Origin of the sequence: Bradyrhizobium sp. Bra64, assembly GCF_024519875.1 — a bacterium.
Lineage (GTDB): Bacteria > Pseudomonadota > Alphaproteobacteria > Rhizobiales > Xanthobacteraceae > Bradyrhizobium > Bradyrhizobium japonicum_G.
In genome coordinates this window covers 585,812-608,303 of the sequence record NZ_JALJRD010000001.1, presented here as the reverse complement: position 1 = coordinate 608,303, position 22,492 = coordinate 585,812, and the positions used below count along the sequence as shown (strand labels likewise).

The following is a 22,492-nucleotide window of genomic DNA, read 5'->3' as shown; positions in this document are numbered from 1 at the left end:
CGAGCCACCCTCTCCCACAAGGGGCGAGGGTGCACCGTCAGTGCCGCAAAGGAATTCAGCTCAACCAGAATTTCGGCGTCGTCGGCTCCAGCCTGCCGCCGACGCGCACTGGCGCGACCCGCAACGCGAGTCCCGTCGCATCATCCGTCTCGACCGCAACGCCGCTGAGCGTCGCCGCCCCCGCGGCCGGCTCGAACCGGCCCGACGGAATTCCCGACGTGAACCTCCGCAGCGGCTCTTCCTTCTGCATGCCGATGATGGAATCGTAATCGCCGGTCATGCCGGCATCGGTCATGTAGGCGGTGCCGCCGGACAGGATCTGGTGGTCCGCGGTCGGCACATGGGTGTGCGTGCCGACGACAAGGCTGGCGCGGCCGTCGCAGAAGAAGCCGATGCCCTGCTTCTCGCTGCTCGCCTCGCAATGGAAGTCGACGACGATGGCATCTGCCGCAATGCCGAGCGGACAGGCCCCTAACTCGCGCTCCAATGCTGCAAAGGGATCGTCGAACGGGGTCATGAAGACGCGGCCCAATGCGTTGACGACCAGCGCATGCTTGCCGTTCTTGGTCTCGACCAGGGCGGCGCCGCGGCCGGGGGTGCCGCGCGGATAGTTCGCGGGCCGCACCAGGCGCTCGGCGCGCTCGATGAACACGAGGGCTTCGCGCTGGTCCCAGGAGTGATTGCCGAGCGTCACCGCGTCGGCGCCGGCATCGAGGAACTCCTGATAGATCGCTTCCGTGATGCCGAAGCCTCCGGCCGAATTCTCGCCGTTGACGACGACGAAATCGAGCGACCAGTCCTTGACCATGCCGGGCAGATATTCGGCGATGGCGTTGCGGCCGCTACGACCGACGACATCACCCACGAAGAGAATGCGCAACTTCAGAACTCCGGAAATCGAACACGTCCGATTCCGTTAACACATAATCCAGCGCCACGTCGTGGGCTAGTGCCGGAACCGCCTTGATCTCTTGCGCTGCAAAAGCGAGCCCGATGCCGACGATGGTCTTGGCCTTGCGCAGATGCGCGAAGGTGTGGTCGTAGTGCCCGGCGCCATAGCCGATGCGATGGCCGAGACGGTCGAAGGCCGCGAGCGGCGTCAGCATGATGTCGGGGACGACTTCCGCCGCGGCCGGCGACGGCTCGGGGATGCCGAGCGGGCCCATCATCAAGCGGTCGTTCGGATGAAAGATGCGGAAGACCAGCGACTGGCCGCGCGCGGTGACGCAAGGCAGCGCGAGCCTGGCGCCCTCCTCGGCGAGCATCTTCATCAGCGGCATCGGATCGATCTCGCTGCGGATCGGCGAATAGCCGGACACGATGCTGCCCGGCAAGAGCTTGAACGGCAGCCCGCGCCTGGCGAGTTTTGTTGCGGCCGTGGCGCGCTTCTTCTCGCTCAGCGCGTCGCGCGCCGCGAGGGCCTTGGCACGGAGCTCGGATTTGGTGGTCATGTGCTTTGGTCCCCCACGTCATCACCCGTCTTGTGCGCCCTTGCGCACTGGGTGATCCAGCATTCCAGAGGCGGTGGTGATTCACACAAGGGCCGCGGCGTGCTGGATGCCCCGAGCGGGCCGGGGCATGACACCTACTGAACTGGCCGCAGTCATTTCGACAGGCACGAACCGGAAGGAAGCAACAGTGCGAAGCCGCGAACGCCGTTGAAGCACTCGATCCCGGAGTTCCCTACGAAAGTAGGTGGGCACCATATGTCCGAGCCCACGGGCTCGGCCAGGGACAGTTCCCTAAAGGATCGATAAGGCCCCGGGGATATTATGGCTCCGGACGCGCGTCGCAGCCTCGCTTTGGCAATGTAACAACGATACTGACGAATCGCCAGCCCGGCGCATAGGGCGCGATGATATTTGGGTTGGTTGCTCGCGCCGCTGGCTCGCTTAACCTCTCCCGCTTGCGGGAGAGGTCGCGCCGAAGGCGCGGGTGAGGGCTCTTTCCTCTTGGGGGTCCTCGATCGTGGAGACACCCTCTCCCCAACCCTCCCCCGCATGCGGGGGAGGGAGCGCACCACCCGTGTGGCAGCAGCGCCCCTACCCGATGGCGATGCCGTTGCCGACGGTCCGGTTCAGGACCTGGGTCGACTTCTCGATGCGCTCGGCGGCGGCATTCAGTGCATTCACCACCGCGGTCTGCGTCATCCTGGCGCGCTCCACGGCGGCATTGCGGAAATCCCGCAGTTCAGTCAGCTCCTGCTCCATGGTGCGGATGCGATTGCCCGAGTCGACCAGCTCGTCGCAAACGGTCAGCGCCGCCATCACGGTGAGCCTGGCATCGCCGATCTCGCCGAATTTTCCGCGCAGGGACTGGATCCGCGTCTCCAGGCTTTCGGCGAGCTTGAGCAGCCGCACCTCCTGGCCCTCTTCGCAGGCCATGCGGTATTGCCGGCCGTTGATGGTGACGTTGATGTGGCTCATCCGTCCTCTCCGGTATCGAGCACCGAGCGTATCGTGACGATGGCGGAATCCAGCCGATCGGAGATCTCGCGACTGGAGCGCTCGAGCTTGCGCGCCTTGACCAGCGCACCGTCGAGCTCATCGGCAAGCCGTGAACGGTCCGCGCCCAGCGCCTGGATCCGCGCCGCGAGCTCGTTCTCGTCGCGATCGGCATCGCGCCGACGCTCCACAGCGCTTTCGAGCGAGTCGAGCGCCGCCATGAGCCTGCGCGTCGCGATCTCGATCTCGACGGCCGAGGACTCCGTCATGGCAGAGCTGTTGGAAACGCGATCGTTCATGCAGTCAGCGGCGGAACCTGTGGCCTATGGGTGGCCTTTACCCTGGGGCTTGCCGTCCGGCAAAAGACTCGGTTCGGCAAGCGGTTAGAAGCAGAAATTTACGTGGCAAGCTAGCCAAGCGCAACGCCGCCGCGAAACTATGCACTGCTAGATCGGGATGAGATTCATCCCGATCCAGCAGTTCCTCTCGGGCATGATCTCGTCGGAAAACCGGCCCGCCACTTTTCCGGATCATGCCGTAAGCAACTTTTGCGGCCAAACCGGCGTTTGATTGCCTTGGACTCCCGGAACCGAGATGCTATCCCCAGCCGCGACCCCAGCGGCCGAAAGGCTCCTTCCGGCGCGGCGAATACCGCCACAAGCGCCTCATATCAGACGGATTTCAGACATGACGAAGGTCGATCATTCCCGTATGGCCAACGCGATCCGCGGCCTTGCGATGGACGCCGTCGAGAAGGCGAAATCGGGCCATCCGGGCCTGCCGATGGGCGCCGCCGACATCGCCACGGTGCTGTTCACGCAGTTCCTGAAATTCGATGCCGCCGCACCCAGCTGGCCGGATCGCGACCGCTTCGTGCTCTCGGCCGGGCACGGCTCGATGCTGCTGTATGCGCTGCTGTACCTGACCGGCAATTCCGAAATGACGCTGGACCAGATCAAGCAGTTCCGCCAGGTCGACTCGCTGACCCCGGGGCATCCCGAGAATTTCCGCACCAAGGGCATCGAGACCACCACCGGCCCGCTCGGGCAAGGCATCTCGACCGCGGTCGGCATGGCGCTCGCCGAGAAGATGCTCGCCGCCGAGTTCGGCAAGAAGATCGTCGACCACCACACCTATGTGCTCGCCTCCGACGGCGACCTGATGGAAGGCGTGTCGCAGGAAGCGATCGCGATGGCCGGGCACTGGAAGCTCAACAAGATGATCGTTCTCTACGACGACAACGGCATCTCGATCGACGGCCCGACCTCGATCTCCGATTCCGTCGACCAGGTGAAGCGCTTCAAGTCCGCGGGCTGGGCCGCGGAGAAAATCGACGGCCACGACCAGGCCGCGATCGCCGACGCCATCACCCGCGCCAAAAAATCCGGCAAGCCGACGCTGATCGCCTGCCGCACCACCATCGGCTTCGGCGCGCCGCACAAGGCCGGCACGTCGAAGGTGCACGGCGAGGCGCTCGGCGCCGACGAGCTCAAGGCCGCCAAGGAAAATCTCGGCATCTCGCTCGAGCCGTTCTCGGTGCCCGATGACGTGCTCAAGGCCTGGCGCGCAGCCGGCAGCCGCGGCGTGGCGGCTCGCCAGGAATGGGAAGGACGGCTCGGCGAGCTCGGCAGCCGCAAGCGCGCCGAGTTCGAGCGCCGCCTGCGCCACGAGCGTCCGGCCTCGCTGACCAAGGCGGTGCGCGCCTACAAGAAGGAGCTGCTGGAGAAGCCGATGATTGCGGCGACCCGCAAATCCTCGGAAGCCGTGATCGAAGTCATCGCCGGCGCCATGCCGATGGAATTCCTGGCGGGCTCGGCCGACCTCACCGGCTCCAACAACAACAAGGCGAAGTCGGCGACCGCCTTCTCGGCCAAGACGCCGAAGGGCCGCTTCATCCATTACGGCATCCGCGAGCACGGCATGTGCGCGGCGATGAACGGCATCTTCCTGCATGGCGGCTTCGCACCGAACGGCGCGACGTTCCTGGTGTTCACCGACTATGCGCGGCCCGCGATGCGGCTTGCCGCGTTGATGGGCACGGGCGTCGTCTACGTGATGACGCATGACTCCATCGGCCTCGGTGAAGACGGCCCGACCCATCAGCCGGTCGAGCATCTCGCCGCGCTTCGCGCCATCCCAAACATGCGCGTGTTCCGCCCCTGCGATTCCATCGAGGTCGCCGAGTGCTGGGAGCTCGCGCTGAACCGCATCGACGGCCCGACCGTGCTGGCACTGACGCGGCAGAACCTGCCGCAGCTTCGCACCAATGCGCCGAACGACACGCCTTGCGCCCAGGGCGCCTACGAGCTGGTGGCCGCCCAGGGCGAAGCCAAGGCGACGCTGTTCGCCTCCGGCTCCGAGGTCGAGATCGCGGTCGCCGCCCAGAAGCAGCTCGCCGAGCGCGGCATCGCGTCACGGGTGGTCTCGGTGCCCTCGCTCGAGCTGTTGTTAGCGCAACCAGAGGCCAAGCGCGCCGCAATCGTCGGCAACGCGCCGGTGAAGGTCGCGATCGAGGCAGCGGTGCGCTGGGGCTGGGATGCCGTGATCGGCCAGGACGGCGAATTCATCGGGATGCATTCCTTCGGCGAAAGCGGTCCGGCGAAGGAGCTTTACAAGCATTTCGGCATCACCGCCGAGGCTGCGGTCAACGCCGTGCTGAAGCGCGTTTCCTGAGAGTTGAGCTTGCCAAAAAAAAGGACTAGGTAACGTCTCATATGATCAAGCACCGTCCGGCCGAACCGGGCGTCCGCCCTAAAAAACCCTCGCAGGCGCGCTAAGCGCGTTGTGCGGCATGACGAACGTCATTGAACGGTCATAAGGAGACGAAACATGGCAGTCCGCGTTGGAATTAACGGTTTTGGCCGCATCGGCCGCAACATCCTGCGGGCTATCGCCGAGTCCGGCCGCAAGGACATCGAGGTCGTCGGCATCAACGACCTCGGCCCGGTCGAGACCAACGCCCATCTGCTCCGTTTCGACAGCGTCCATGGCCGCTTTCCCGGCACCGTCACCGTCGATGGCGACACGATCAGCGTCGGAGGCGGCAAGATCAAGGTGACCGCCGAGCGCGATCCCTCGAAGCTGCCCTGGAAGGATCTCGGCATCGACATCGCGATGGAATGCACCGGCATCTTCACCTCGAAGGACAAGGCCTCCGCGCACCTGACCGCCGGCGCCAAGCGCGTGCTGGTCTCCGCGCCCGCCGACGGCGCCGACGCCACCATCGTCTACGGCGTCAACCACGAGACGCTGACCAGGGATCATCTGGTCGTCTCCAACGGCTCCTGCACCACCAACTGCCTCGCGCCGGTGGCCAAGGTGCTGAACGACCTCGTCGGCATCGAGACCGGCTTCATGACCACCATCCACGCCTATACCGGCGACCAGCCGACGCTCGACACGATGCACAAGGATCTCTACCGCGGCCGTGCGGCTGCGATGTCGATGATCCCGACCTCGACCGGCGCCGCCAAGGCGATCGGCCTCGTTCTGCCCGAGCTGAAGGGCAAGCTCGACGGCGTCGCGATCCGCGTGCCGACCCCGAACGTCTCGGTCGTCGACCTCAAGATCATCGCCAAGCGCGCCACCGACGTGAAGGAAATCAACGCGGCGATGAAGCGCGCTTCCGAGCAGCAGCTCAAGGGCATCCTCGGCTACACCAATGCGCCGAACGTCTCGATCGACTTCAACCACGACCCGCACTCCTCGACCTTCCACGAGGACCAGACCAAGGTGCAGAACGGCACGCTGGTGCGCGTGATGTCCTGGTACGACAACGAGTGGGGTTTCTCGAACCGCATGGCCGATACCGCCGTCGCGCTGGCGAAGGTGATCTAACTCCGCTCTCGTGTCCCGGACGCGTCGCGGCGTGAAACGCTGCGACGCAGAGCCGGGGACCCATTCAACCGCGGGACTCGCTGCAACGTGGGTCCCGGTTCTGCACAGCGGCGCTTTGCGCCGCTAGTAGCGCCCGGGACAAGGAAGCGTCCGATGACCAACAAATTCCGCACCCTCGACGACGTCGACGTGAAGGGCAAGCGCGTGCTGCTGCGCGTCGATCTCAACGTGCCCATGGACAACGGGCGCGTCACCGACGCGACCCGGCTCGAGCGCGTCGCGCCGACCATCACCGAAATCTCGGACAAGGGCGGCAAGGTCATCCTGCTCGCGCATTTCGGCCGGCCGAAGGGGCGCGATGCCAAGGACTCGCTCAAGCCCGTCGCCGAGGCGCTGGCGAAGGTCGTCAACAAGCCCGTCGCTTTCGCCGATGACTGCATCGGCGGGCCCGCGGCCACAGCCGTGGCGGCGCTGAAGGACGGCGACATCCTGTGCCTGGAAAACACCCGCTTCCACAAGGAAGAGGAAAAGAACGATCCGGCCTTCGTCGCGGAACTGGCCAAGCTCGGCGACATCTGGGTCAACGACGCGTTCTCGGCCGCGCACCGCGCCCACGCCACGACCGAAGGCCTCGGCCACAAGCTGCCGGCCTATGCCGGCCGCACCATGCAGGCCGAGCTCGTCGCACTGGAGAAGGCGCTGGGTTCGCCGAGCAAGCCGGTCATCGCGATCATCGGCGGCGCGAAAGTCTCGACCAAGATCGACCTGCTCGAAAACCTCGTGACCAAGGTCGACGCGCTCGTGATCGGCGGCGGCATGGCCAACACCTTCCTGCACGCCCAGGGCGTCGGCATCGGCAAGTCGCTGGCCGAGAAGGATCTCGCCGCCACCGCGCTCCGCATCATGGAGAAGGCGGAAGCCGCCAACTGCGCCATCATCCTGCCGGTCGACGCCACCGTCGCCTATCATTTCGCGGCCAATGCGCCGTCGCACGCCTATGGGCTCGATGCGATCCCGGCCGATGGCATGATCCTCGACGTCGGCCCGCAATCGATCGTGCGGGTCCATGCCGCGATCGACGATGCGGCGACGCTGGTCTGGAACGGACCGCTCGGCGCCTTCGAGATGCAGCCGTTCGACCGCGGCACGGTCGCGGCCGCAAAGCATGCCGCCGAGCGCACCAAGGCCAGGAAGCTGATCTCGATCGCGGGCGGCGGCGACACCGTCGCGGCCCTCAACCAGGCCCATGTGGCCGGTGACTTCACCTATGTCTCGACCGCCGGTGGCGCATTTCTTGAATGGATGGAAGGCAAGCCCCTGCCCGGCGTCGAGGTGTTGCGCGTCAAGTAAGCTGCGCATCAAGTAATCAGTCGGCCTTTCAAGTCAGCCTTGCAGGCCCAAACGGGAGAAAAAGACAGATGGCTCGGATCACGTTGCGTCAATTGCTCGACCATGCGGCGGAGAACGATTACGGCGTACCGGCCTTCAACATCAATAACATGGAGCAGGCGCTGGCGATCATGGACGCCGCCAACCAGGTCGACGCGCCCGTCATCATCCAGGCCTCGCGCGGTGCGCGCTCCTACGCCAACGACATCATGCTCAAGCACATGATGGATGCCGTGACCGAGATCTATCCGCACATTCCGGTCTGCGTGCATCTCGACCACGGCAACGAGGCCGCGACCTGCATGACCGCGATCCAGGCCGGCTTCACCTCGGTGATGATGGACGGCTCGCTCAAGGCCGACGGCAAGACCCCCGGCGACTGGAGCTACAATGTCGGCGTCACCAAGACGGTGACCGACATGGCCCATCTCGGCGGCATCTCGGTCGAAGGCGAGCTCGGCGTGCTCGGCTCGCTCGAGACCGGCATGGGCGACAAGGAAGACGGCCACGGCGCCGAAGGCAAGCTGAGCCACGACCAGCTCCTGACCAATCCGGACGAGGCCGTGAAGTTCGTCCAGGAGACCCAGGTCGACGCGCTCGCGATCGCGATGGGGACGTCTCACGGTGCTTACAAATTCACCCGCAAGCCGGACGGCGACATCCTCGCCATGAACGTGATCGAGGAGATCCACCGCAAGCTGCCGAACACGCACCTCGTCATGCACGGCTCCTCGTCGGTGCCGCAGGATCTTCAGGACATCATCAACGCCTATGGCGGCAAGATGAAGCCGACCTGGGGTGTGCCGGTGGCCGAGATCCAGCGCGGCATCAAGCACGGCGTGCGCAAGATCAACATCGACACCGACAACCGCATGGCGATGACCGGCCAGATCCGGAAGGTGCTCAAGGACAATCCGGAAGAGTTCGACCCGCGCAAATACCTGAAGCCCGCGATGGAGGCGATGACCAAGCTGTGCAAGCAGCGGCTCCAGGAATTCAACACGGCCGGCCAGGCCTCCAAGATCAAGAAGGTCCTGACCACCGCCGAGATGGCCAAGCGCTACGCCAAGGGCGAGCTCGCCCCGAAGGTGGCTTAAGCAAGGCGCACGCTCTATCCCTCCCTCGCCCCGTTCTTACGGGGAGAGGGTCGGGGTGAGGGGCTCTCTCCGCGAGTTGCGCCCTATCGATAGACCTGTACCCCCTCACCCGGATTTTACGCGGCGCGTAAAATCCGACCTCTCCCCGCAAGCGGGGCGAAGAGCCGCCCGACCGGCCTAACACTTACCCCACCCGACCTCCCCCCTTTACCCTGCGACGAACGTTAACTCGGCATTTGCCCGAGAACGGTCTATTTTCACGGGCAAGGGCAGAATCGTTTTGGGAGGACCTCTCGATGAATCTGACTGAGCTCAACAGGATCGCGACCGCCATGGTCGCGCCCGGCAAGGGCATCCTCGCCGCCGACGAATCCTCCGGCACCATCAAGAAGCGCTTTGACGCGATCGGCGTGGAATCGACTGAGGAGAACCGCCGCGACTATCGCGAGATGCTGTTCCGCTCGAAGGAAGCCATGAGCCGGTACATCTCCGGCGTGATCCTCTATGACGAGACGATCTGGCAGAACGCGAAGGACGGCACGCCCCTGGTCAAGCTGATCGAGCAGAACGGCGCCATTCCCGGCATCAAGGTCGACGAGGGCACGCAAGCCTTGCCGATGTGCCCGGGTGAAACAGTCACCGTCGGGCTCGACAAGCTCGCCGAGCGCCTGCAGAAATATTACGAGCGCGGCGCGCGCTTCGCCAAATGGCGCGCGGTGATTGATATCGCGAGCGGCTCTGACGGCCGGGGCATTCCCTCGATGACCGCGATCGGCGTCAACGCCCATGCGCTGGCGCGCTACGCGGCGCTGTGCCAGGCCGCCCAGATCGTGCCGATCGTCGAGCCGGAAGTGCTGATGGACGGCGACCACGACATCGATCGCTGCTATGAGGTGACGAGCCGCGTGCTCAACAAGACGTTTCAGGAATTGCGCGTGCAGCGCGTCGCGCTCGAAGGCATGGTGCTCAAGCCGAACATGGCGATCTCTGGCAAGAAATGCGCGAAGCAGGCTTCCGTCGCGGAGGTCGCGGAGAAGACGATGCGGCTGCTCAAGGCCTGCGTGCCCGCGGCGGTGCCCGGCATCGCCTTCCTCTCCGGCGGTCAGTCGGACGAAGAGGCAACGGCGCATCTCAACGCCATGCACAAGCTTGGCCCGCTGCCCTGGGGCCTGACCTTCTCCTACGGCCGGGCACTGCAGGCCGCGCCGCAGAAGGCCTGGTCCGGCAAGGCCGAGAATGTCGCAGCCGGACAGCACGCATTCAGTCATCGCGCCCGCATGAATGGCCTCGCCTCCAGGGGCGAATGGCAAAGCAGCCTGGAACAGAAGGCAGCCTAGATCTTGTCGAACAAATCGCCTCCGCCGCGCCCGGCGCCGCGCCTCTATCTCGCGACGCCCATCGTTGACGATCCCGCTTCGCTTCTGGCCGAGCTGCCCGGCCTGCTCGGCTCCGCCGACGTCGCGGCCGTGCTGCTGCGGCTGAAGGAGACCGACCAGCGTACCATGATCTCGCGCATCAAGGCGCTGGCGCCGGTCGTGCAGAAAGCGGGTGCAGCCCTGCTCGTCGACGGCCATGCCGAGCTCGTCGCACGCGGCGGCGCCGACGGCGCGCACCTGCCCGGCATCGCCGCGCTGAAAGAGGCTCTGCCATCGCTCAAGCCCGATCGCATCGCCGGCGTCGGCGGGCTGACGACGCGGCACCACTCCATGGATGCGGGCGAGATGGGTGCCGACTACGTGCTGTTCGGCGAACCCGACGGGAAAGGCCAGCGCCCGTCGTCCCAGGCGATTGCCGAGCGGCTGGACTGGTGGGCGGAGCTGTTCGAGCCGCCCTGCGTCGGCTTCGCCAATTCGATCGACGAAGCCCATGACTTCGCGGTCAGCGGCGCCGATTTCGTGCTGGTCGGCGAGTTCATCTGGGCCGATCCGCGCGGCCCCGGGACCGCGCTGGTCGAGGTGGACGCTGTGATCAAGAAGGCCCATGCGACCGCGCTTGCGGGCAAAAATCCTGCGGGCCAGGAGCACGGCTAGCGCCCAACATGAAGCTCCCGCGCATCACCATGCTGGCCACGCTGCTGCTGACGGCGCCCGCGGCCGCGCAGCTCCAGATCACGCCGCCCGCGGCAACGCCGAGTCCCTCGGCCGAAAAGGCCAAGGACAAGCCAAAGGCCACGCCTCATACGATCACCAAGAAGAAGGAAGCGGCGCCGGCACCAAAACCTTCGGCCTCCCCCCAGCCGTCCCCGGCCCCGACCGTGATCCCGGCGCCTCCGACCGACAATTCCAACGTCGATCTGGTGTTCGGCGCCTACCAGCGCGGCCAGTACAAGACCGCGTTCGAGCTCGCCACTGCCCGCGCTCAAGCAGGCGATCCCAAGGCGATGACCATGCTGGGCGAGCTCTATTCCAACGCCATGGGCATCCGCCGCAACTACGCCAAGGCGCTCGAATGGTACAAACGTGCGTCCGACGCCGGCGACCGCGAGGCGATGTTCGCGCTCGCCATGATGCGCATCGCCGGCCGTGGCGGCCCGGTCGACAAGGGCGAGGCGGTGAAGCTGATGGCCTCCGCCGCCAAGCTCGGCGAGCCCAAGGCGGCCTATAACCTCGCTTTGCTCTACCTCGACGGCCAGACCCTGCCGCAGGACGTCAAGCGGTCCGCCGAACTGCTGCGCCAGGCCGCCGATGCGGGCCTGCCCGAGGCCCAATATGCGCTCGCGACCTTCTACAAGGAAGGCACCGGCGTGCCGAAGGACCCGGAACGGTCGGTGCGGCTGCTCCAGGCCGCCTCGCTGGCCGACAATGTCGATGCCGAGGTCGAATATGCCATCGCCATGTTCAACGGCACCGGCACGCCGAAGAACGAGCCGGCAGCCGTAGCACTGCTCCGCAAGGCGTCCCGCCAGGGCAGCGCGATCGCGCAGAACCGGCTGGCCTGGGTGCTGATCAATGGCATGGGCACGCCCGTGGACAAGGTCGAGGGCTTTAAATGGCATCTGGTGGCCAAGACCGGCGGCAAGGGCGATCCGGAGCTCGACAAGCAATTGTCCGATCTGCCGGCCGAGGACCGGGCCAAGGCGGAGGCTGCCGCCAGGAAATGGCTCGGGACCAAATGACTTGACGTTGGGCCCCTCGCAGGGCACCCCATCCCTCAAACAGGCGCGATTTCGCGCCATTTCCCCCGATCAAGACCAGAGCACATGCTGTATTCCGCCACTATCAACGTCATGGTCAAGGCCGCGCGCCGCGCCGGCCGCAGCCTCAAGCGCGATCTCGGCGAGATCGAGCATCTCCAGGTCTCGTTGAAGGGGCCGGCGAATTTCGTCTCGCTCGCCGACAAGCGCGCCGAGGAGATCCTCTACCAGGACCTCGCCAAGGCCCGGCCCGGCTACGGCTTCATCGGCGAGGAAGGGGGAATGCGCGAGGGCAGCGACAAGAGCCACACCTGGATCGTCGATCCGCTCGACGGCACCACCAACTTCCTGCACGGCATCCCGCAATTCGCGATCTCGATCGGTCTTTCGCGCGAAGGCACGATCATCGCGGGCGTGATCTACAACCCCGCCAATGACGAGCTCTACATCGCCGAACGCGGCAAGGGCGCCTTCCTCAACGACCAGCGCCTGCGCGTCGCCGGCCGCCGCCAGCTCAACGAATGCGTGGTGGCCTGCGGCCTGCCTCATATCGGCCGCGGCGACCACGAGGAATTCCGCCGCGAGATGACCGCGATCCAGGACCGCGTCGCCGGCCTGCGCCGTTTCGGCGCCGCCTCGCTCGATTTGGCCTTCGTCGCCGCCGGCCGCCTCGACGGCTACTGGGAACGCAATCTGCAATCCTGGGACGTCGCAGCCGGCCTGATCATGGTCCGCGAAGCGGGTGGCACGGTGACGGATATCGACACGCCAGGTGATCCGGTCGTGACCGGGCATGTCGTGTGCGGGAACGAGTTCGTGCACGGGGAGCTTGTGAAGATTTTGCGGAAGTAGGCGCGGTCGCGCGACGGCTCGATGCGCAACGGCTAAGAGTCGTCATCCTCCGGCTCCTCCTCGCGATATTCGCCGCCGAGAGTCAGGCCCTCGATATTCGTGGCGCCGTTTGACTTGATCACGCGGCGGAGCGGGACCGCGCTCTCGCTTCGCAAGGCTTCCATCAACTGTTCCGAATGGGTGACGATCCAGATGTCGGCACGGCTTGATGCCTTGGCGATCAGACGGGCCAAAGGCGACAGCAGCGACGGATGCAGGCTGGTCTCGGGTTCGTTCAGGGCGATGAACGGCGGCAGCCGGTAGCCCATGAACACCGCGAGCAGGCAGATGTATTTCAGCGTCCCGTCGGAGAGTTCGTGGGCCCTGAACGGCCGCGGCATGTCCGCCAGTTGAAGAGCGAATTCGCACCGGCCGCCCTCTTCCCATGCGCGGAGCTCGGCGCCCGGGAAGGCATCCTGGATTGCGTCCTGCAAATCGGTGGCGTCTCCGCGAATGGTGTAAAGCGTCGCCAGGGCCGCAGCCAGGTCGCTTCCATCAGCGCTAAGCGAGGGCGTCGTGATCGCCAGGCAGGGCTTTCGGATCAGCGATGCCGGATCGGTGCGGAAATCGTGATAGAAGCGCCAGCCCAGCATCGCGTTTCTGATCAGATCGATCTCGGGGCATTCCTTGCCGTTGTAAAAGCCCGCCAGCGCCGGCTCGGACGGCAGCACCGCATCCTTGTGGTTGACCCATGCGCCGCTGTCGTCGCGGATGCTGACGAGCGAATTCCTCCGCTCCATCAAGCGAACCGTTCGCTTGCCCTGCGTCGCCTCGATGCTTTCTTCCTTGATCATCGGCTCCCCGGCAAACGCCGCCGATGCCGGACTGGGAAATCCGATCTCGATGGAATATCTCAGCCGATCGAATCTCGCCGATAATTGCAGTCGCCCATCCTCGCCGCGTTTGCGGATGCCCGACCAGCAGACCGAATTCAAGCCGCCCTCGTCGGCGATCGTCCGCGTGATCTGCCCGATTGCCGCGTCGCGCAACAGCGACAGGGACTTGTAGAGATTGGATTTGCCGACACCATTCTCACCGACAAACACGGACAGGGGATGGATGGGAATGGAGAGCCGCCGGATGGAGCGATAATTGGTGATCGCAATGTCGGTCAGACGCATCACATGCTCTCAATTGGCGGGCCGTCTGTGCATTTGCCGCGCGGTGCGGCGACATGCCCCTTCAATCCAGAGATGCAGTCTGGATTGACGACCCCGAGAAAGCAAGCCGAGCCCGAAAACCATTGATCGGCATACAGGGTGGGGCGATGGATTCCGGGCTCGTGCCCAAGAGGCGCGCCAGGAATGACGACGGAGGTTAACCCGGCCGCGCTGGCGCCGGCGGCCCATACGCTTCGCCTTCCTTAGCCGCCTTCGGCTCCCGATCCCCCGCCAGCACGCGCTGCACCGAGACGAAGAACACCGGCACCATCAGCAACGCCAAAATCACCACGGCGATCATGCCTCCCATCACGATGGAGCCGAGCGCCTGCTGGCTGGCGCCGCCGGCGCCATGCGCAATCGCCATCGGCAGCACGCCGCAGATGAAGGCAAGGCCGGTCATCAGGATCGGGCGGAAGCGCAGGCGGCAGGCCTCGATGGTGGCGTCGACCAGCGGCTTGCCCTCCTTGCGCAGGTCCTTGGCGAACTCGATGATCAGGATCGCGTCCTTGGCGGCAAGGCCGATGATGGTGATCAGGCCGACGGTGAAATAGACGTCGTTGGGCAAGCCCCGCAGCATCGCCGCGATCACGGCGCCGACGATGCCGAGCGGCACCGTGAGCAGCACCGCGAGCGGAATGGTCCAGCTCTCGTAGAGAGCGGCCAGACACAGGAACACCACGAAAATCGAGAGGGCCAGCAGGAACGGCGCCTGCGAGCCCGACAGCTTCTCCTGCAGCGACTGGCCGGTCCATTCATAGCCGAAGCCCCGCGGCAGCTTGCCGGCGAGCCGCTCCATCTCGGCGATGGCATCGCCCGATGTGAAGCCGGGCTTGGCTTCGCCGGAGATGCGCACCGCCGGATAATAGTTGAAGCCGGCGATCTGCGTCGGGCCGCGCGCCCATTCGACAGTGGCAAAGGACGAGAACGGCACGAGCTGCCCGCGGCTGTTCTTGACGTTGTAGTTGAGGATGTCCTCGGTCCGCATGCGGTCGCGCGCATCGGCCTGCACCACGACGCGCTGCATGCGGCCGCGGTTCGGGAAGTCGTTGATGTAGTTCGAGCCGAGATTGGTCGAGATCGTGTTGTTGATGTCCTCGAAGGTGACGCCGAAGGCGCCGGCCTTCTCGCGGTCGATCACGAGATTGACCACGCCGGCCTCGGGCAGGCCTTCGACATAGACCTTCTGCAGCACCGGGCTCGCATTGGCCTCCGCGATCAACTGGTCCGCGGCGCGCATCAGGGCCGGATAGCCCTTCTGACCGCGATCCTGGAGACGGAACGAGAAGCCAGAGGAGTTGCCGAGATTGTCGATCGGCGGCGGCTGCAGTGCGGAGATTTTTGCATCGCGGATCGACGAGGACAGATCGCGGTTGATGTCGGCGACGATCGCGGCGGCAGATTCCTTCGGGCCCCGCTCCGACCAGTCCTTCAGCGTGATGAAGGCCTGCGCCGTGTTCATGCCCTGGCCGGAGAAGCTGAAGCCGGTCAGGAAGGTGACGTTGTCGACGCCGGGCCGCTGCGCCAGATATTTCTCCACCTTCTCGATCACGGCCTCGGTGCGGCCGTAGGACGAATCCGACGGCGTCTGCACGTCGGTGGTGACGAAGCCCTGGTCGTCGACGGGCAGGAAGCCGCCGGGCAGATTGACGAAGGCCCAGGACAGGCCGGCGAGCAGCGCGACATAGACCAGCATCAAGCGGCCGGTGCGCTTCAGCGAGAAGCCGACGGTGCGGGAATAGCCTTCCTTGCCGCCTTCGAGCATGCGGTTGAACCAGCCGAACACGCCCCTCTTGGCATGGCCATGACCGGCTTCGACGGGCTTGAGCAGCGTGGCGCACAGCGCCGGGGTCAGCGACAGCGCCAGGAAGGCGGAGAAGCCGATCGCGGCGACCATGGTCACCGAGAACTGCCGATAGATGATGCCGACCGATCCGGGGAAGAACGCCATCGGCACGAACACCGCCATCAGCACCAGCGTGATGCCGATGATGGCGCCTGTGATCTGCGACATCGCTTTCCGCGTCGCCTCCTTCGGCGGCAAGCCTTCCTCGGCCATGATGCGCTCGACGTTCTCGACCACGACGATGGCGTCGTCGACGAGGATACCCACCGCGAGCACCATGCCGAACATCGAGAGCATGTTGATGGAGTAGCCGGCGAGCAGCAGAGTGGTACAGGCGCCCAGGAGCGCCACCGGCACCACGATGGTCGGGATGATGGTGTAGCGAATGTTCTGCAGGAACAGGAACATCACCACGAACACCAGCACGATGGCTTCGACCAGCGTCGACAGCACCTTCTTGATCGAGGCCTCGACCACCGGCGTGATGTTGTAGGGGATCTCGTAGGAGATGTTGGCCGGGAAGAAGCGCGACAGCTCCTTCATCTTCTCCTCGACCGCGCTTGCGGTCGCCAGCGCATTGCCGGTCGGCGACATCAGCACGGAGAGGCCCGCGGTCGGCTTGCCGTCGAGGCGGGTGTTGAACTGGTAGCTGAGGCCGCCGACCTCGATGCGCGCGACGTCGCGCAGGCGCACGGTCGAGCCATCTGCATTGGCGCGCAGGATGATGGAGCCGAATTCGTCCGGGGACGAGAGCTGGCCCTTGACCAGCACCAGCGCGGAGGTGCGCTGTCTCGACGTCGACGGTTCGGCGCCGATGCTGCCCGAGGCGACCTGCGCGTTCTGTGCGGCGATGGCCTTGTTGACGTCGTCGGCGGTCAGCCCATAGCCGACGAGCTTGGCCGGATCGACCCAGACGCGCAAGCTGCGCTCGGTCGAATAGAGCGTGGCGCGGCCGACGCCCGGGATGCGGCGGATTTCGCCGAGCACGTTGCGGATCATGAAGTCGCCGAGGCCGACCTCGTCGAGGCTGCCGTCGGTCGAGTTCAGCGTGATGATCTGGAGCACCGCGCTGGAGGCTTCCTCGATCAGGATGCCCTGCTGGATCACCGCGCGCGGCAGCCGCGCCTCGACGCGCTTGATGCGGTTCTGCACCTCGACCGAGGCTGCGCTGGTATCGGTGCCCGGCTGGAAATTGGCAATGATCTCGACCTGGCCCAGCGAGTCGCTGGTCGATTCGAAATTGAGGATGCCGGAGGCGCCGTTGAGCTCCTCCTCGATCAGCCGGGTGACGCTGTTGTAGAGGTTTTCAGGCGAGGCGCCGGGATAGCTGGTCGAGATCGAGATCGAGGGCGGCGCGATGATCGGATACTGCGCGATCGGCAGCAGCGGAATCGCGATTGCGCCGACCAGACAGATGAACAGCGCGACCACCCAGGCGAAGATCGGCCTGTCGATGAAGAAGCTCGCCATGACGTATTACCGCGTGAGCTTCTGGGCGTGCCGGTTGTCCGCGGTCGCATCCGCCTCCGACCAGGATTGCGGCTTGACTTTGTCGCCGGCGGCAAATTTCTGGAAACCTTCTACCACGACCTTGTCGCCGGCCTTCAGACCCTCGGTGACGAACCAAACGCCGTCCTGCACCGAGCCGGTGCGCACCGGCTGCACCGCGATGTGGCTGTCGTCCTTGACGACGAACACCTCGCTGCCCCCGCCGCCATTGCGCTGGATCGCCTGCTGCGGCACCGCGATGGCGTCCGAATCAAGACCCTGGTCGATGCGGACGCGGACATACATGCCCGGCAGCAGCTCACGCTTGGGATTGGGGAATTCGCCGCGCAGCGTCACCTGGCCGGTGTGGGCGTCGACCTTGGCCTCGGAGAACAACAGCTTGCCGTCGAGCGAGTAAATGGTGTTGTCGTCGAGCACGAGGCGCACCTTGGCAGCATCGGCGGCGATGCGTTCGAGGTCGCCGCTCTCGAAGGCGCGGCGGAGCTGGTTGAGCTCGTTCACCGACTGGGTGAAGTCGGCATAGATCGGATCGAGCTGCTGGATGGTGGCAAGATTGGTCTCGTTCTGGACCGCGAGCGCGCCCTCGCTGACCAGAGCCGCACCGACGACACCGTCGATCGGCGCACGCACGGTGGCGTAGTCGAGATTGAGCTTGGCGCGCGCGAGGTCCGCCTTGCGTCCCTCGACCTCGGCATGAGCCTGGCGCTCCGCCGCGACCGCCTTCTCGTTCTCGGCCTCGGGCGCGGCGCGCTGGCTGGTGAGCGTCGCGATACGGTGCGCCTGCTGCTTGGCCTGCATCAATGCGGCCTCGGCCTTGGCGAGCGCGGCCTCGTTGGCCATCACCTCGACCTCGAACGGACGCGGATCGATGCGATACAGTGGATCGCCGGCCTTCACCTCGCTGCCCTGGCGGAACAGACGCTCGACCACGATGCCGGAGATACGCGGCCGCACATCGGAGACCCGCGTCGGTGCGATGCGGCCCGGCAGCTCGCGCACCACGGCGCGCGGCTGCGGCTTGACGATGACAATGCTGACGTCGGGATGAGCCGGCTGATAGGCCGAGATGGCCGAGCTCGATTCATCGCAGCCCGCGAGCAGCGGCGAAAGGGCCGCGAGCATCATTGCAACGCATGCCGATCGCGCGCGAAGTCCTGACATGAAATGGGGTGCCCCGATGTTGTTGAAACTGAACTCACTCCGCGAGGCCCGTTCTGGGCAATCGCACGCGGCTGATGCCGTCAAAATAGAAGGGACTTGCTGCAACGCAACGCATGTTGCGGGCGGCTCAATGTCACACGGCCTATCGTGTTGAAGTCAGGGCGTTTTTTATGTCTCACCCGATTGTGAGTCCGATTCCATCGGCGCGTGCTGCGACAGAAGATCGCAATTACCCGGCGGCTTTCATCCGGTACTGGCTGACGCCCCACTCGGTTCCATCGGCGTAGCCGAACAGGCCCGCGGTCGCGAGGAAGAGCCAGCGCCAGCGCCGCATCCACAGGCCGGTCTGCTCGCCGTGGACGTTCCGCAAGGCCGCCTCGATGGTTTCGCGATGCGCGTCGAAATTGGCAAGCCAGTGGTTGGCGGTGCGCTGATAATGCGTACCGCTCCAGCACCATTCCTTCTCGACCGTGAAGATGTCCTCGAATTGCCTGACGAGGTGATGGCTCGGCATCAACCCGCTCGTGAAGACATGCTGCGCGATCCAGTCGTCGCGATTGGCGCGGTCGAACAGATGGGAGCCGGAGCGATGGGCGACGATGTGCATGAAGAAGCGCCCCTCGGGCGCGAGCCATGACCGCACGCGCGTCATCAGCTTGCGCCAGTTCAACATGTGCTCGAACGTCTCGACCGAGACGATGCGGTCGAACTGGCCCTCGGGCGCGAACACGTTCATGTCCGCGGTGACCACGCGCAGGTTGATGAGACCGCGCAGCCGTGCCTCCTCCTCGACATAGGCGCGCTGCGCCTGCGAGTTCGTTACCGCCGTCACCTTCGCGTGCGGAAACCGGCGCGCGGTCCAGAGCGACAGCGAGCCCCAGCCGCAGCCGAGCTCGAGGATGGTCTGACCGTCGGCGAGTGCGGCATGCTCGACGGTCTGGCGCAACGCCTCCTCCTCCGCCTCCCGCAAGGTGGTCGCGTTGGTCTTGTAGAAGCAGGAGGAGTATTTGCGGTTGGGACCGAGCACCTTTGCAAAGAACGCCGCGGGCACATCGTCAGGTCCGGCATCCGCGTCCTCGGCGATCGGCCGCAGCATCAGCCGCCCGGCAAAGGCGGCATCGTCGGCCGCGCCCAGCGCGGACAGGCGCGTGGCCGTGCGCGAGCACAGGCGCTGGATCGCGGCGCGGATCACCACATCCGGCAGCGGCACGCGTTCGGCAGTCCCCATGATCGCGGAAACGACGCTCATGCAACCAACCTGTCTCTGGGCGGCAGGGGTCCAAAAATCCGAGCCTAGCCGGTGGAATGACGAAGTTCTGCAGAATACGCAGGTATCAAAGCGCGGTTTCAGCATTGGGTTCCGCGCCTCCCCCTGAAATCCGCACATCCGGCGCTTTTTTTGGCCCGGCGCTGTGCCATAGTGCGCCCGCAAGCAAGTTCGTAACGGATGATACCGCCCATGCCGTCAGGCGCCTCGCCCCGCTCCCCCATGGACATCGAATACACCAAGCTCTCCTCACCCAGCGTTTTCCTGGTGCGGATGCTGGTCTTCCTGGTGCTGTGCACCCTGGTGGGCGTGGTGCTCTACAAGCAGATCATCCAGGCCTTCTTCGCCAATCCCGGGCTCAATGCCCTGATCGGCGGCGTCCTGTTCATCGGCATCATCCTGGCCTTCCGCCAGGTGATCCGGCTCTATCCCGAGGTCTCCTGGGTCAACAATTTCCGCATCGCCGATCCCGGCCTCGCCCCCGCCCGCCACCCCAAGCTGCTGGCCCCGATGGCGATGATTCTCGGCGGCGAGCGCACCGGGCGGATGACCATCACCCAGACCACCATGCGGCACCTGCTCGATTCGATCGCGACCCGCCTGGACGAAGCCCGCGACATCTCCCGCTACATGACCGGCCTGTTGGTCTTCCTCGGTCTGCTCGGCACCTTCTGGGGCCTGATCGAGACGGTCGGCTCGGTCGGCAAGGTGATCGACGGGCTCAAGGTCGGGGGCGATTCCGGCGCCCTGTTCGACACGCTGAAGGAGGGCCTCGCCGCCCCGCTCGGCGGCATGGGCATCTCGTTCTCGAGCTCGCTGTTCGGTCTCGCCGGCTCGCTGATCCTCGGCTTCCTCGACCTGCAATCGAGCCAGGCGCAGAACCGCTTCTACACCGACCTGGAAGACTGGCTCGCCACCACCGTGCGCGAATATGGCAGCGGCGACGTGGCCGTCGCCGCCGGTGGCGGCGGAGGAGTTGCGAGCGGCGAGCTTCAGGCCGCCGTCGAACGGCTTCGCTCCGTGCTCGAGGAAGGCAGTGCCAGCCGCGGCACCACGGCGGCGATGGCGAGCCTCGCCGAAGCGATCCAGGCGCTGGTCTCGCACATGCGCACCGAGCAGCAGATGATCCGCGAATGGGCCGACGGCCAGGGCGAGCAGAACCGCGAGATCCGGCGCCTCCTGGAGCGGATCGCGCGCCAGCCCGAGAAGGGTTAGCGACATGGCTCTGGCGCGCGGCCGCCGCGGCGATACCTCCTTCAATTACTGGCCCGGCTTCGTCGACGCGCTGTCGACGCTGGTGCTGTCGATCGTGTTCCTGCTGTCGGTCTTCCTGGTCGTGCAGTTCTTCCTGTCGCAGGAGGTCACCGGCAAGGACAAGGCGCTGGAGCAGCTCAACGCCAAGATCGCGCAGCTCAACGAGCTGCTGTCGCTGGAGAAGCTCGGCAAGCTCACGCTCGACGACCAGGTCTCGCAATTGAAGGCGGGACTGGCTTCGGCCGAGAGCGAGCGCGACCGCATCAAGGGCCTCTATGACGGGCTCGCCGCCGCCGGCAACGACGCGCAGGGCAAGACCAGCGAGCTCGGCAAGGCGCTGGATTCGGAGAAGGCGGTTTCGGCCCGGGCGCTGGCGCAGATCGAGGTGCTGAATCAGCAGATCAGCGCGCTACGGCGGCAATTGGCGGCGCTGGAAGAGGCGCTCGATGCATCCGAGAAGCGCGACAAGGAATCGCAGAACCGCATTGCCGATCTCGGCTCCCGCCTGAACGTGGCGCTGGCGCAGCGCGTGCAGGAATTGTCGCGCTACCGCTCGGAATTCTTCGGCCGCCTGCGCACCATCCTCGGCAACCGCCCCGACATCCGCATCGTCGGCGACCGCTTCGTGTTCCAGTCCGAGGTGTTCTTCGACACCGGACAGGCGGTGCTGCTGCCCGAAGGCCGCGCCGAGCTCGACACCTTGGCGACCGCGCTGATCGAGCTCGACAAGAAGATCCCGAACGAGATCCCCTGGGTGCTGCGCGTCGACGGCCACACCGACGTGCGCCCGGTCAACGGCCCCAACTTCAAGTCCAACTGGGACCTGTCGGCCGCCCGTTCGATCTCGGTGGTGCAGTACCTGATCTCGCTCGGCGTGCCGGCCCAGCGCCTCGTCGCGGCCGGCTTCGGCGAATTCCAGCCGCTCGACACCGCCAACACCGAGGAAGCCTACAAGCGCAATCGCCGCATCGAGCTGAAGCTGACGGAGCGGTAGTGAGTGCGCTTCACCTCCGCCCTTACCGTCCCGAGGACGAGGCCGCCTCGATCGATCTCTGGCATCGCACCTGGCAGCAGGCCTATCCGCAGATCGACTTCGCCGCGCGGCTGGACTGGTGGCGCGAGCGCTGGCGCAAGGATCTGGTGCCGAAGGCCTCGATCGTGGTCGCGGAAGCGGACGGCACGCTGACCGGCTTCGTCACCATCGACGGCGACGGCTATCTCGACCAGCTCGTGGTCGATCCGGACCACTGGGGCTCGGACGCGGCAAGGCTGCTGGTGGATGAGGCAAAACGCCTGTCGCCGTCGGGCATCACGCTGCTCGTCAACAAGGACAACAGCCGCGCCATCCGCTTCTACGAGCGCAACGGCTTTGGGCAGGCCGGCGACGATGTGAACCCGACCTCGGGCCGGCCGGTGCTGAAGATGATCTGGCGGGCGTGATTCCCGTCACGCCGGGATCCCAACACGCCCGCTATTCGTTGTGCCGATTGCAGGCGGATGGAGA

General features: G+C 65.5%; 19 protein-coding genes and 1 other RNA gene. 11 read left to right on the top strand and 9 right to left on the bottom strand.

Going from position 1 to position 22,492, the window contains the following annotated elements; all coding sequences use genetic code 11:
- Positions 1-55: 55 nt before the first annotated feature.
- From NR187_RS02835 to NR187_RS02815, 5 genes are all read right to left on the bottom strand, one after another.
- Entirely contained in the window at positions 56-880 is an 825-nt protein-coding gene (locus tag NR187_RS02835; RefSeq protein ID WP_211382144.1) for a TIGR00282 family metallophosphoesterase, read from the bottom strand.
- Positions 858-1,451, bottom strand: a complete 594-nt coding sequence (locus tag NR187_RS02830; protein WP_211382143.1) for a 5-formyltetrahydrofolate cyclo-ligase — start codon at positions 1,449-1,451, stop codon at positions 858-860. The genes NR187_RS02835 and NR187_RS02830 overlap by 23 nt, the downstream gene beginning before the upstream one ends.
- Positions 1,452-1,639: 188 nt before the next feature.
- Positions 1,640-1,801, bottom strand: a non-coding RNA gene (ssrS, locus tag NR187_RS02825) — 6S RNA.
- A 241-nt stretch (positions 1,802-2,042) separates the two neighbouring features.
- Complete coding sequence (locus NR187_RS02820; RefSeq protein WP_211382142.1) at positions 2,043-2,426, bottom strand: cell division protein ZapA; 384 nt, start codon at positions 2,424-2,426, stop codon at positions 2,043-2,045.
- Complete coding sequence (locus tag NR187_RS02815) at positions 2,423-2,743, bottom strand: DUF4164 domain-containing protein (RefSeq protein WP_026232773.1); 321 nt, start codon at positions 2,741-2,743, stop codon at positions 2,423-2,425. The genes NR187_RS02820 and NR187_RS02815 overlap by 4 nt, the downstream gene beginning before the upstream one ends.
- 388 nt (positions 2,744-3,131) lie before the next feature.
- On the opposite strand from NR187_RS02815, the gene tkt reads away from it, so the two are divergent.
- The 8 genes from tkt to NR187_RS02775 all read left to right on the top strand — a co-directional run bounded on the left by tkt (position 3,132) and on the right by NR187_RS02775 (position 12,752).
- Positions 3,132-5,117, top strand: coding sequence for a transketolase (gene tkt / locus NR187_RS02810; protein WP_211382141.1), 1,986 nt, complete (start codon positions 3,132-3,134; stop codon positions 5,115-5,117).
- A gap of 156 nt (positions 5,118-5,273) precedes the next feature.
- Entirely contained in the window at positions 5,274-6,281 is a 1,008-nt protein-coding gene (gap, locus tag NR187_RS02805; protein WP_211382140.1) for a type I glyceraldehyde-3-phosphate dehydrogenase, read from the top strand.
- Positions 6,282-6,434: 153 nt separating this feature from the next.
- Positions 6,435-7,631: a phosphoglycerate kinase gene (gene pgk / locus NR187_RS02800; RefSeq protein WP_211382139.1), complete on the top strand. Its 1,197-nt coding sequence runs from the start codon at positions 6,435-6,437 to the stop codon at positions 7,629-7,631.
- Positions 7,632-7,699: 68 nt separating this feature from the next.
- The gene (gene fba, locus NR187_RS02795; RefSeq protein WP_211382138.1) at positions 7,700-8,767 is read left to right on the top strand and encodes a class II fructose-bisphosphate aldolase; all 1,068 of its coding nucleotides are present in this window, start codon (positions 7,700-7,702) and stop codon (positions 8,765-8,767) included.
- A 296-nt stretch (positions 8,768-9,063) separates the two neighbouring features.
- Positions 9,064-10,104: a class I fructose-bisphosphate aldolase gene (locus tag NR187_RS02790; RefSeq protein WP_211382137.1), complete on the top strand. Its 1,041-nt coding sequence runs from the start codon at positions 9,064-9,066 to the stop codon at positions 10,102-10,104.
- Positions 10,105-10,107: 3 nt separating this feature from the next.
- Positions 10,108-10,797, top strand: coding sequence for a thiamine phosphate synthase (locus tag NR187_RS02785; RefSeq protein ID WP_211382136.1), 690 nt, complete (start codon positions 10,108-10,110; stop codon positions 10,795-10,797).
- 8 nt (positions 10,798-10,805) lie between these two features.
- Positions 10,806-11,882, top strand: a complete 1,077-nt coding sequence (locus NR187_RS02780; RefSeq protein WP_211382135.1) for a tetratricopeptide repeat protein — start codon at positions 10,806-10,808, stop codon at positions 11,880-11,882.
- An 84-nt stretch (positions 11,883-11,966) separates the two neighbouring features.
- Positions 11,967-12,752 carry an inositol monophosphatase family protein gene (locus NR187_RS02775; RefSeq protein ID WP_211382134.1) on the top strand — a complete coding sequence of 262 codons (786 nt, stop codon included), beginning with the start codon at positions 11,967-11,969 and terminating at the stop codon, positions 12,750-12,752.
- 32 nt (positions 12,753-12,784) lie between these two features.
- On the opposite strand, the gene NR187_RS02770 is transcribed toward NR187_RS02775, so the two are convergent.
- The 4 genes from NR187_RS02770 to NR187_RS02755 form a co-directional block, all read right to left on the bottom strand.
- On the bottom strand, positions 12,785-13,912 hold the full coding sequence (locus tag NR187_RS02770; RefSeq protein WP_256805667.1) for an AAA family ATPase: 1,128 nt from the start codon (positions 13,910-13,912) through the stop codon (positions 12,785-12,787).
- A gap of 196 nt (positions 13,913-14,108) precedes the next feature.
- The gene (locus tag NR187_RS02765) at positions 14,109-17,267 is read right to left on the bottom strand and encodes an efflux RND transporter permease subunit (RefSeq protein ID WP_256805665.1); all 3,159 of its coding nucleotides are present in this window, start codon (positions 17,265-17,267) and stop codon (positions 14,109-14,111) included.
- 6 nt (positions 17,268-17,273) lie between these two features.
- The gene (locus NR187_RS02760) at positions 17,274-18,467 is read right to left on the bottom strand and encodes an efflux RND transporter periplasmic adaptor subunit (protein WP_211382131.1); all 1,194 of its coding nucleotides are present in this window, start codon (positions 18,465-18,467) and stop codon (positions 17,274-17,276) included.
- Positions 18,468-18,696: 229 nt separating this feature from the next.
- Positions 18,697-19,716 (bottom strand): cyclopropane-fatty-acyl-phospholipid synthase family protein, encoded by a 1,020-nt coding sequence (locus NR187_RS02755; RefSeq protein ID WP_256805664.1) that lies wholly within the window; start codon positions 19,714-19,716, stop codon positions 18,697-18,699.
- A gap of 210 nt (positions 19,717-19,926) precedes the next feature.
- Between NR187_RS02755 and NR187_RS02750 the strand changes: the two genes are divergently transcribed.
- The 3 genes from NR187_RS02750 to NR187_RS02740 are packed head-to-tail and all read left to right on the top strand — an operon-like array spanning position 19,927 to position 22,428.
- Positions 19,927-20,949: a flagellar motor protein MotA gene (locus NR187_RS02750; protein WP_211382129.1), complete on the top strand. Its 1,023-nt coding sequence runs from the start codon at positions 19,927-19,929 to the stop codon at positions 20,947-20,949.
- 4 nt (positions 20,950-20,953) lie between these two features.
- Positions 20,954-21,982, top strand: coding sequence for a peptidoglycan -binding protein (locus NR187_RS02745; protein WP_211382128.1), 1,029 nt, complete (start codon positions 20,954-20,956; stop codon positions 21,980-21,982).
- Complete coding sequence (locus NR187_RS02740) at positions 21,982-22,428, top strand: GNAT family N-acetyltransferase (RefSeq protein ID WP_256805663.1); 447 nt, start codon at positions 21,982-21,984, stop codon at positions 22,426-22,428. The genes NR187_RS02745 and NR187_RS02740 overlap by 1 nt, the downstream gene beginning before the upstream one ends.
- Positions 22,429-22,492 lie beyond the last annotated feature (64 nt).

What these genes read in the sequence shown, in the direction of transcription:
- NR187_RS02755 (WP_256805664.1), bottom strand. Translation starts at nt 19,716, where the DNA reads ATGAGCGTCGTTTCCGCGATCATGGGGACTGCCGAACGCGTGCCGCTG.
- NR187_RS02750 (WP_211382129.1), top strand. Translation starts at nt 19,927, where the DNA reads ATGCCGTCAGGCGCCTCGCCCCGCTCCCCCATGGACATCGAATACACC.
- pgk (WP_211382139.1), top strand. Translation starts at nt 6,435, where the DNA reads ATGACCAACAAATTCCGCACCCTCGACGACGTCGACGTGAAGGGCAAG.
- fba (WP_211382138.1), top strand. Translation starts at nt 7,700, where the DNA reads ATGGCTCGGATCACGTTGCGTCAATTGCTCGACCATGCGGCGGAGAAC.
- NR187_RS02820 (WP_211382142.1), bottom strand. Translation starts at nt 2,426, where the DNA reads ATGAGCCACATCAACGTCACCATCAACGGCCGGCAATACCGCATGGCC.
- NR187_RS02765 (WP_256805665.1), bottom strand. Translation starts at nt 17,267, where the DNA reads ATGGCGAGCTTCTTCATCGACAGGCCGATCTTCGCCTGGGTGGTCGCG.
- NR187_RS02780 (WP_211382135.1), top strand. Translation starts at nt 10,806, where the DNA reads ATGAAGCTCCCGCGCATCACCATGCTGGCCACGCTGCTGCTGACGGCG.
- NR187_RS02770 (WP_256805667.1), bottom strand. Translation starts at nt 13,912, where the DNA reads ATGCGTCTGACCGACATTGCGATCACCAATTATCGCTCCATCCGGCGG.
- NR187_RS02815 (WP_026232773.1), bottom strand. Translation starts at nt 2,743, where the DNA reads ATGAACGATCGCGTTTCCAACAGCTCTGCCATGACGGAGTCCTCGGCC.
- tkt (WP_211382141.1), top strand. Translation starts at nt 3,132, where the DNA reads ATGACGAAGGTCGATCATTCCCGTATGGCCAACGCGATCCGCGGCCTT.
- NR187_RS02775 (WP_211382134.1), top strand. Translation starts at nt 11,967, where the DNA reads ATGCTGTATTCCGCCACTATCAACGTCATGGTCAAGGCCGCGCGCCGC.
- NR187_RS02745 (WP_211382128.1), top strand. Translation starts at nt 20,954, where the DNA reads ATGGCTCTGGCGCGCGGCCGCCGCGGCGATACCTCCTTCAATTACTGG.
- gap (WP_211382140.1), top strand. Translation starts at nt 5,274, where the DNA reads ATGGCAGTCCGCGTTGGAATTAACGGTTTTGGCCGCATCGGCCGCAAC.
- NR187_RS02790 (WP_211382137.1), top strand. Translation starts at nt 9,064, where the DNA reads ATGAATCTGACTGAGCTCAACAGGATCGCGACCGCCATGGTCGCGCCC.
- NR187_RS02760 (WP_211382131.1), bottom strand. Translation starts at nt 18,467, where the DNA reads ATGTCAGGACTTCGCGCGCGATCGGCATGCGTTGCAATGATGCTCGCG.
- NR187_RS02830 (WP_211382143.1), bottom strand. Translation starts at nt 1,451, where the DNA reads ATGACCACCAAATCCGAGCTCCGTGCCAAGGCCCTCGCGGCGCGCGAC.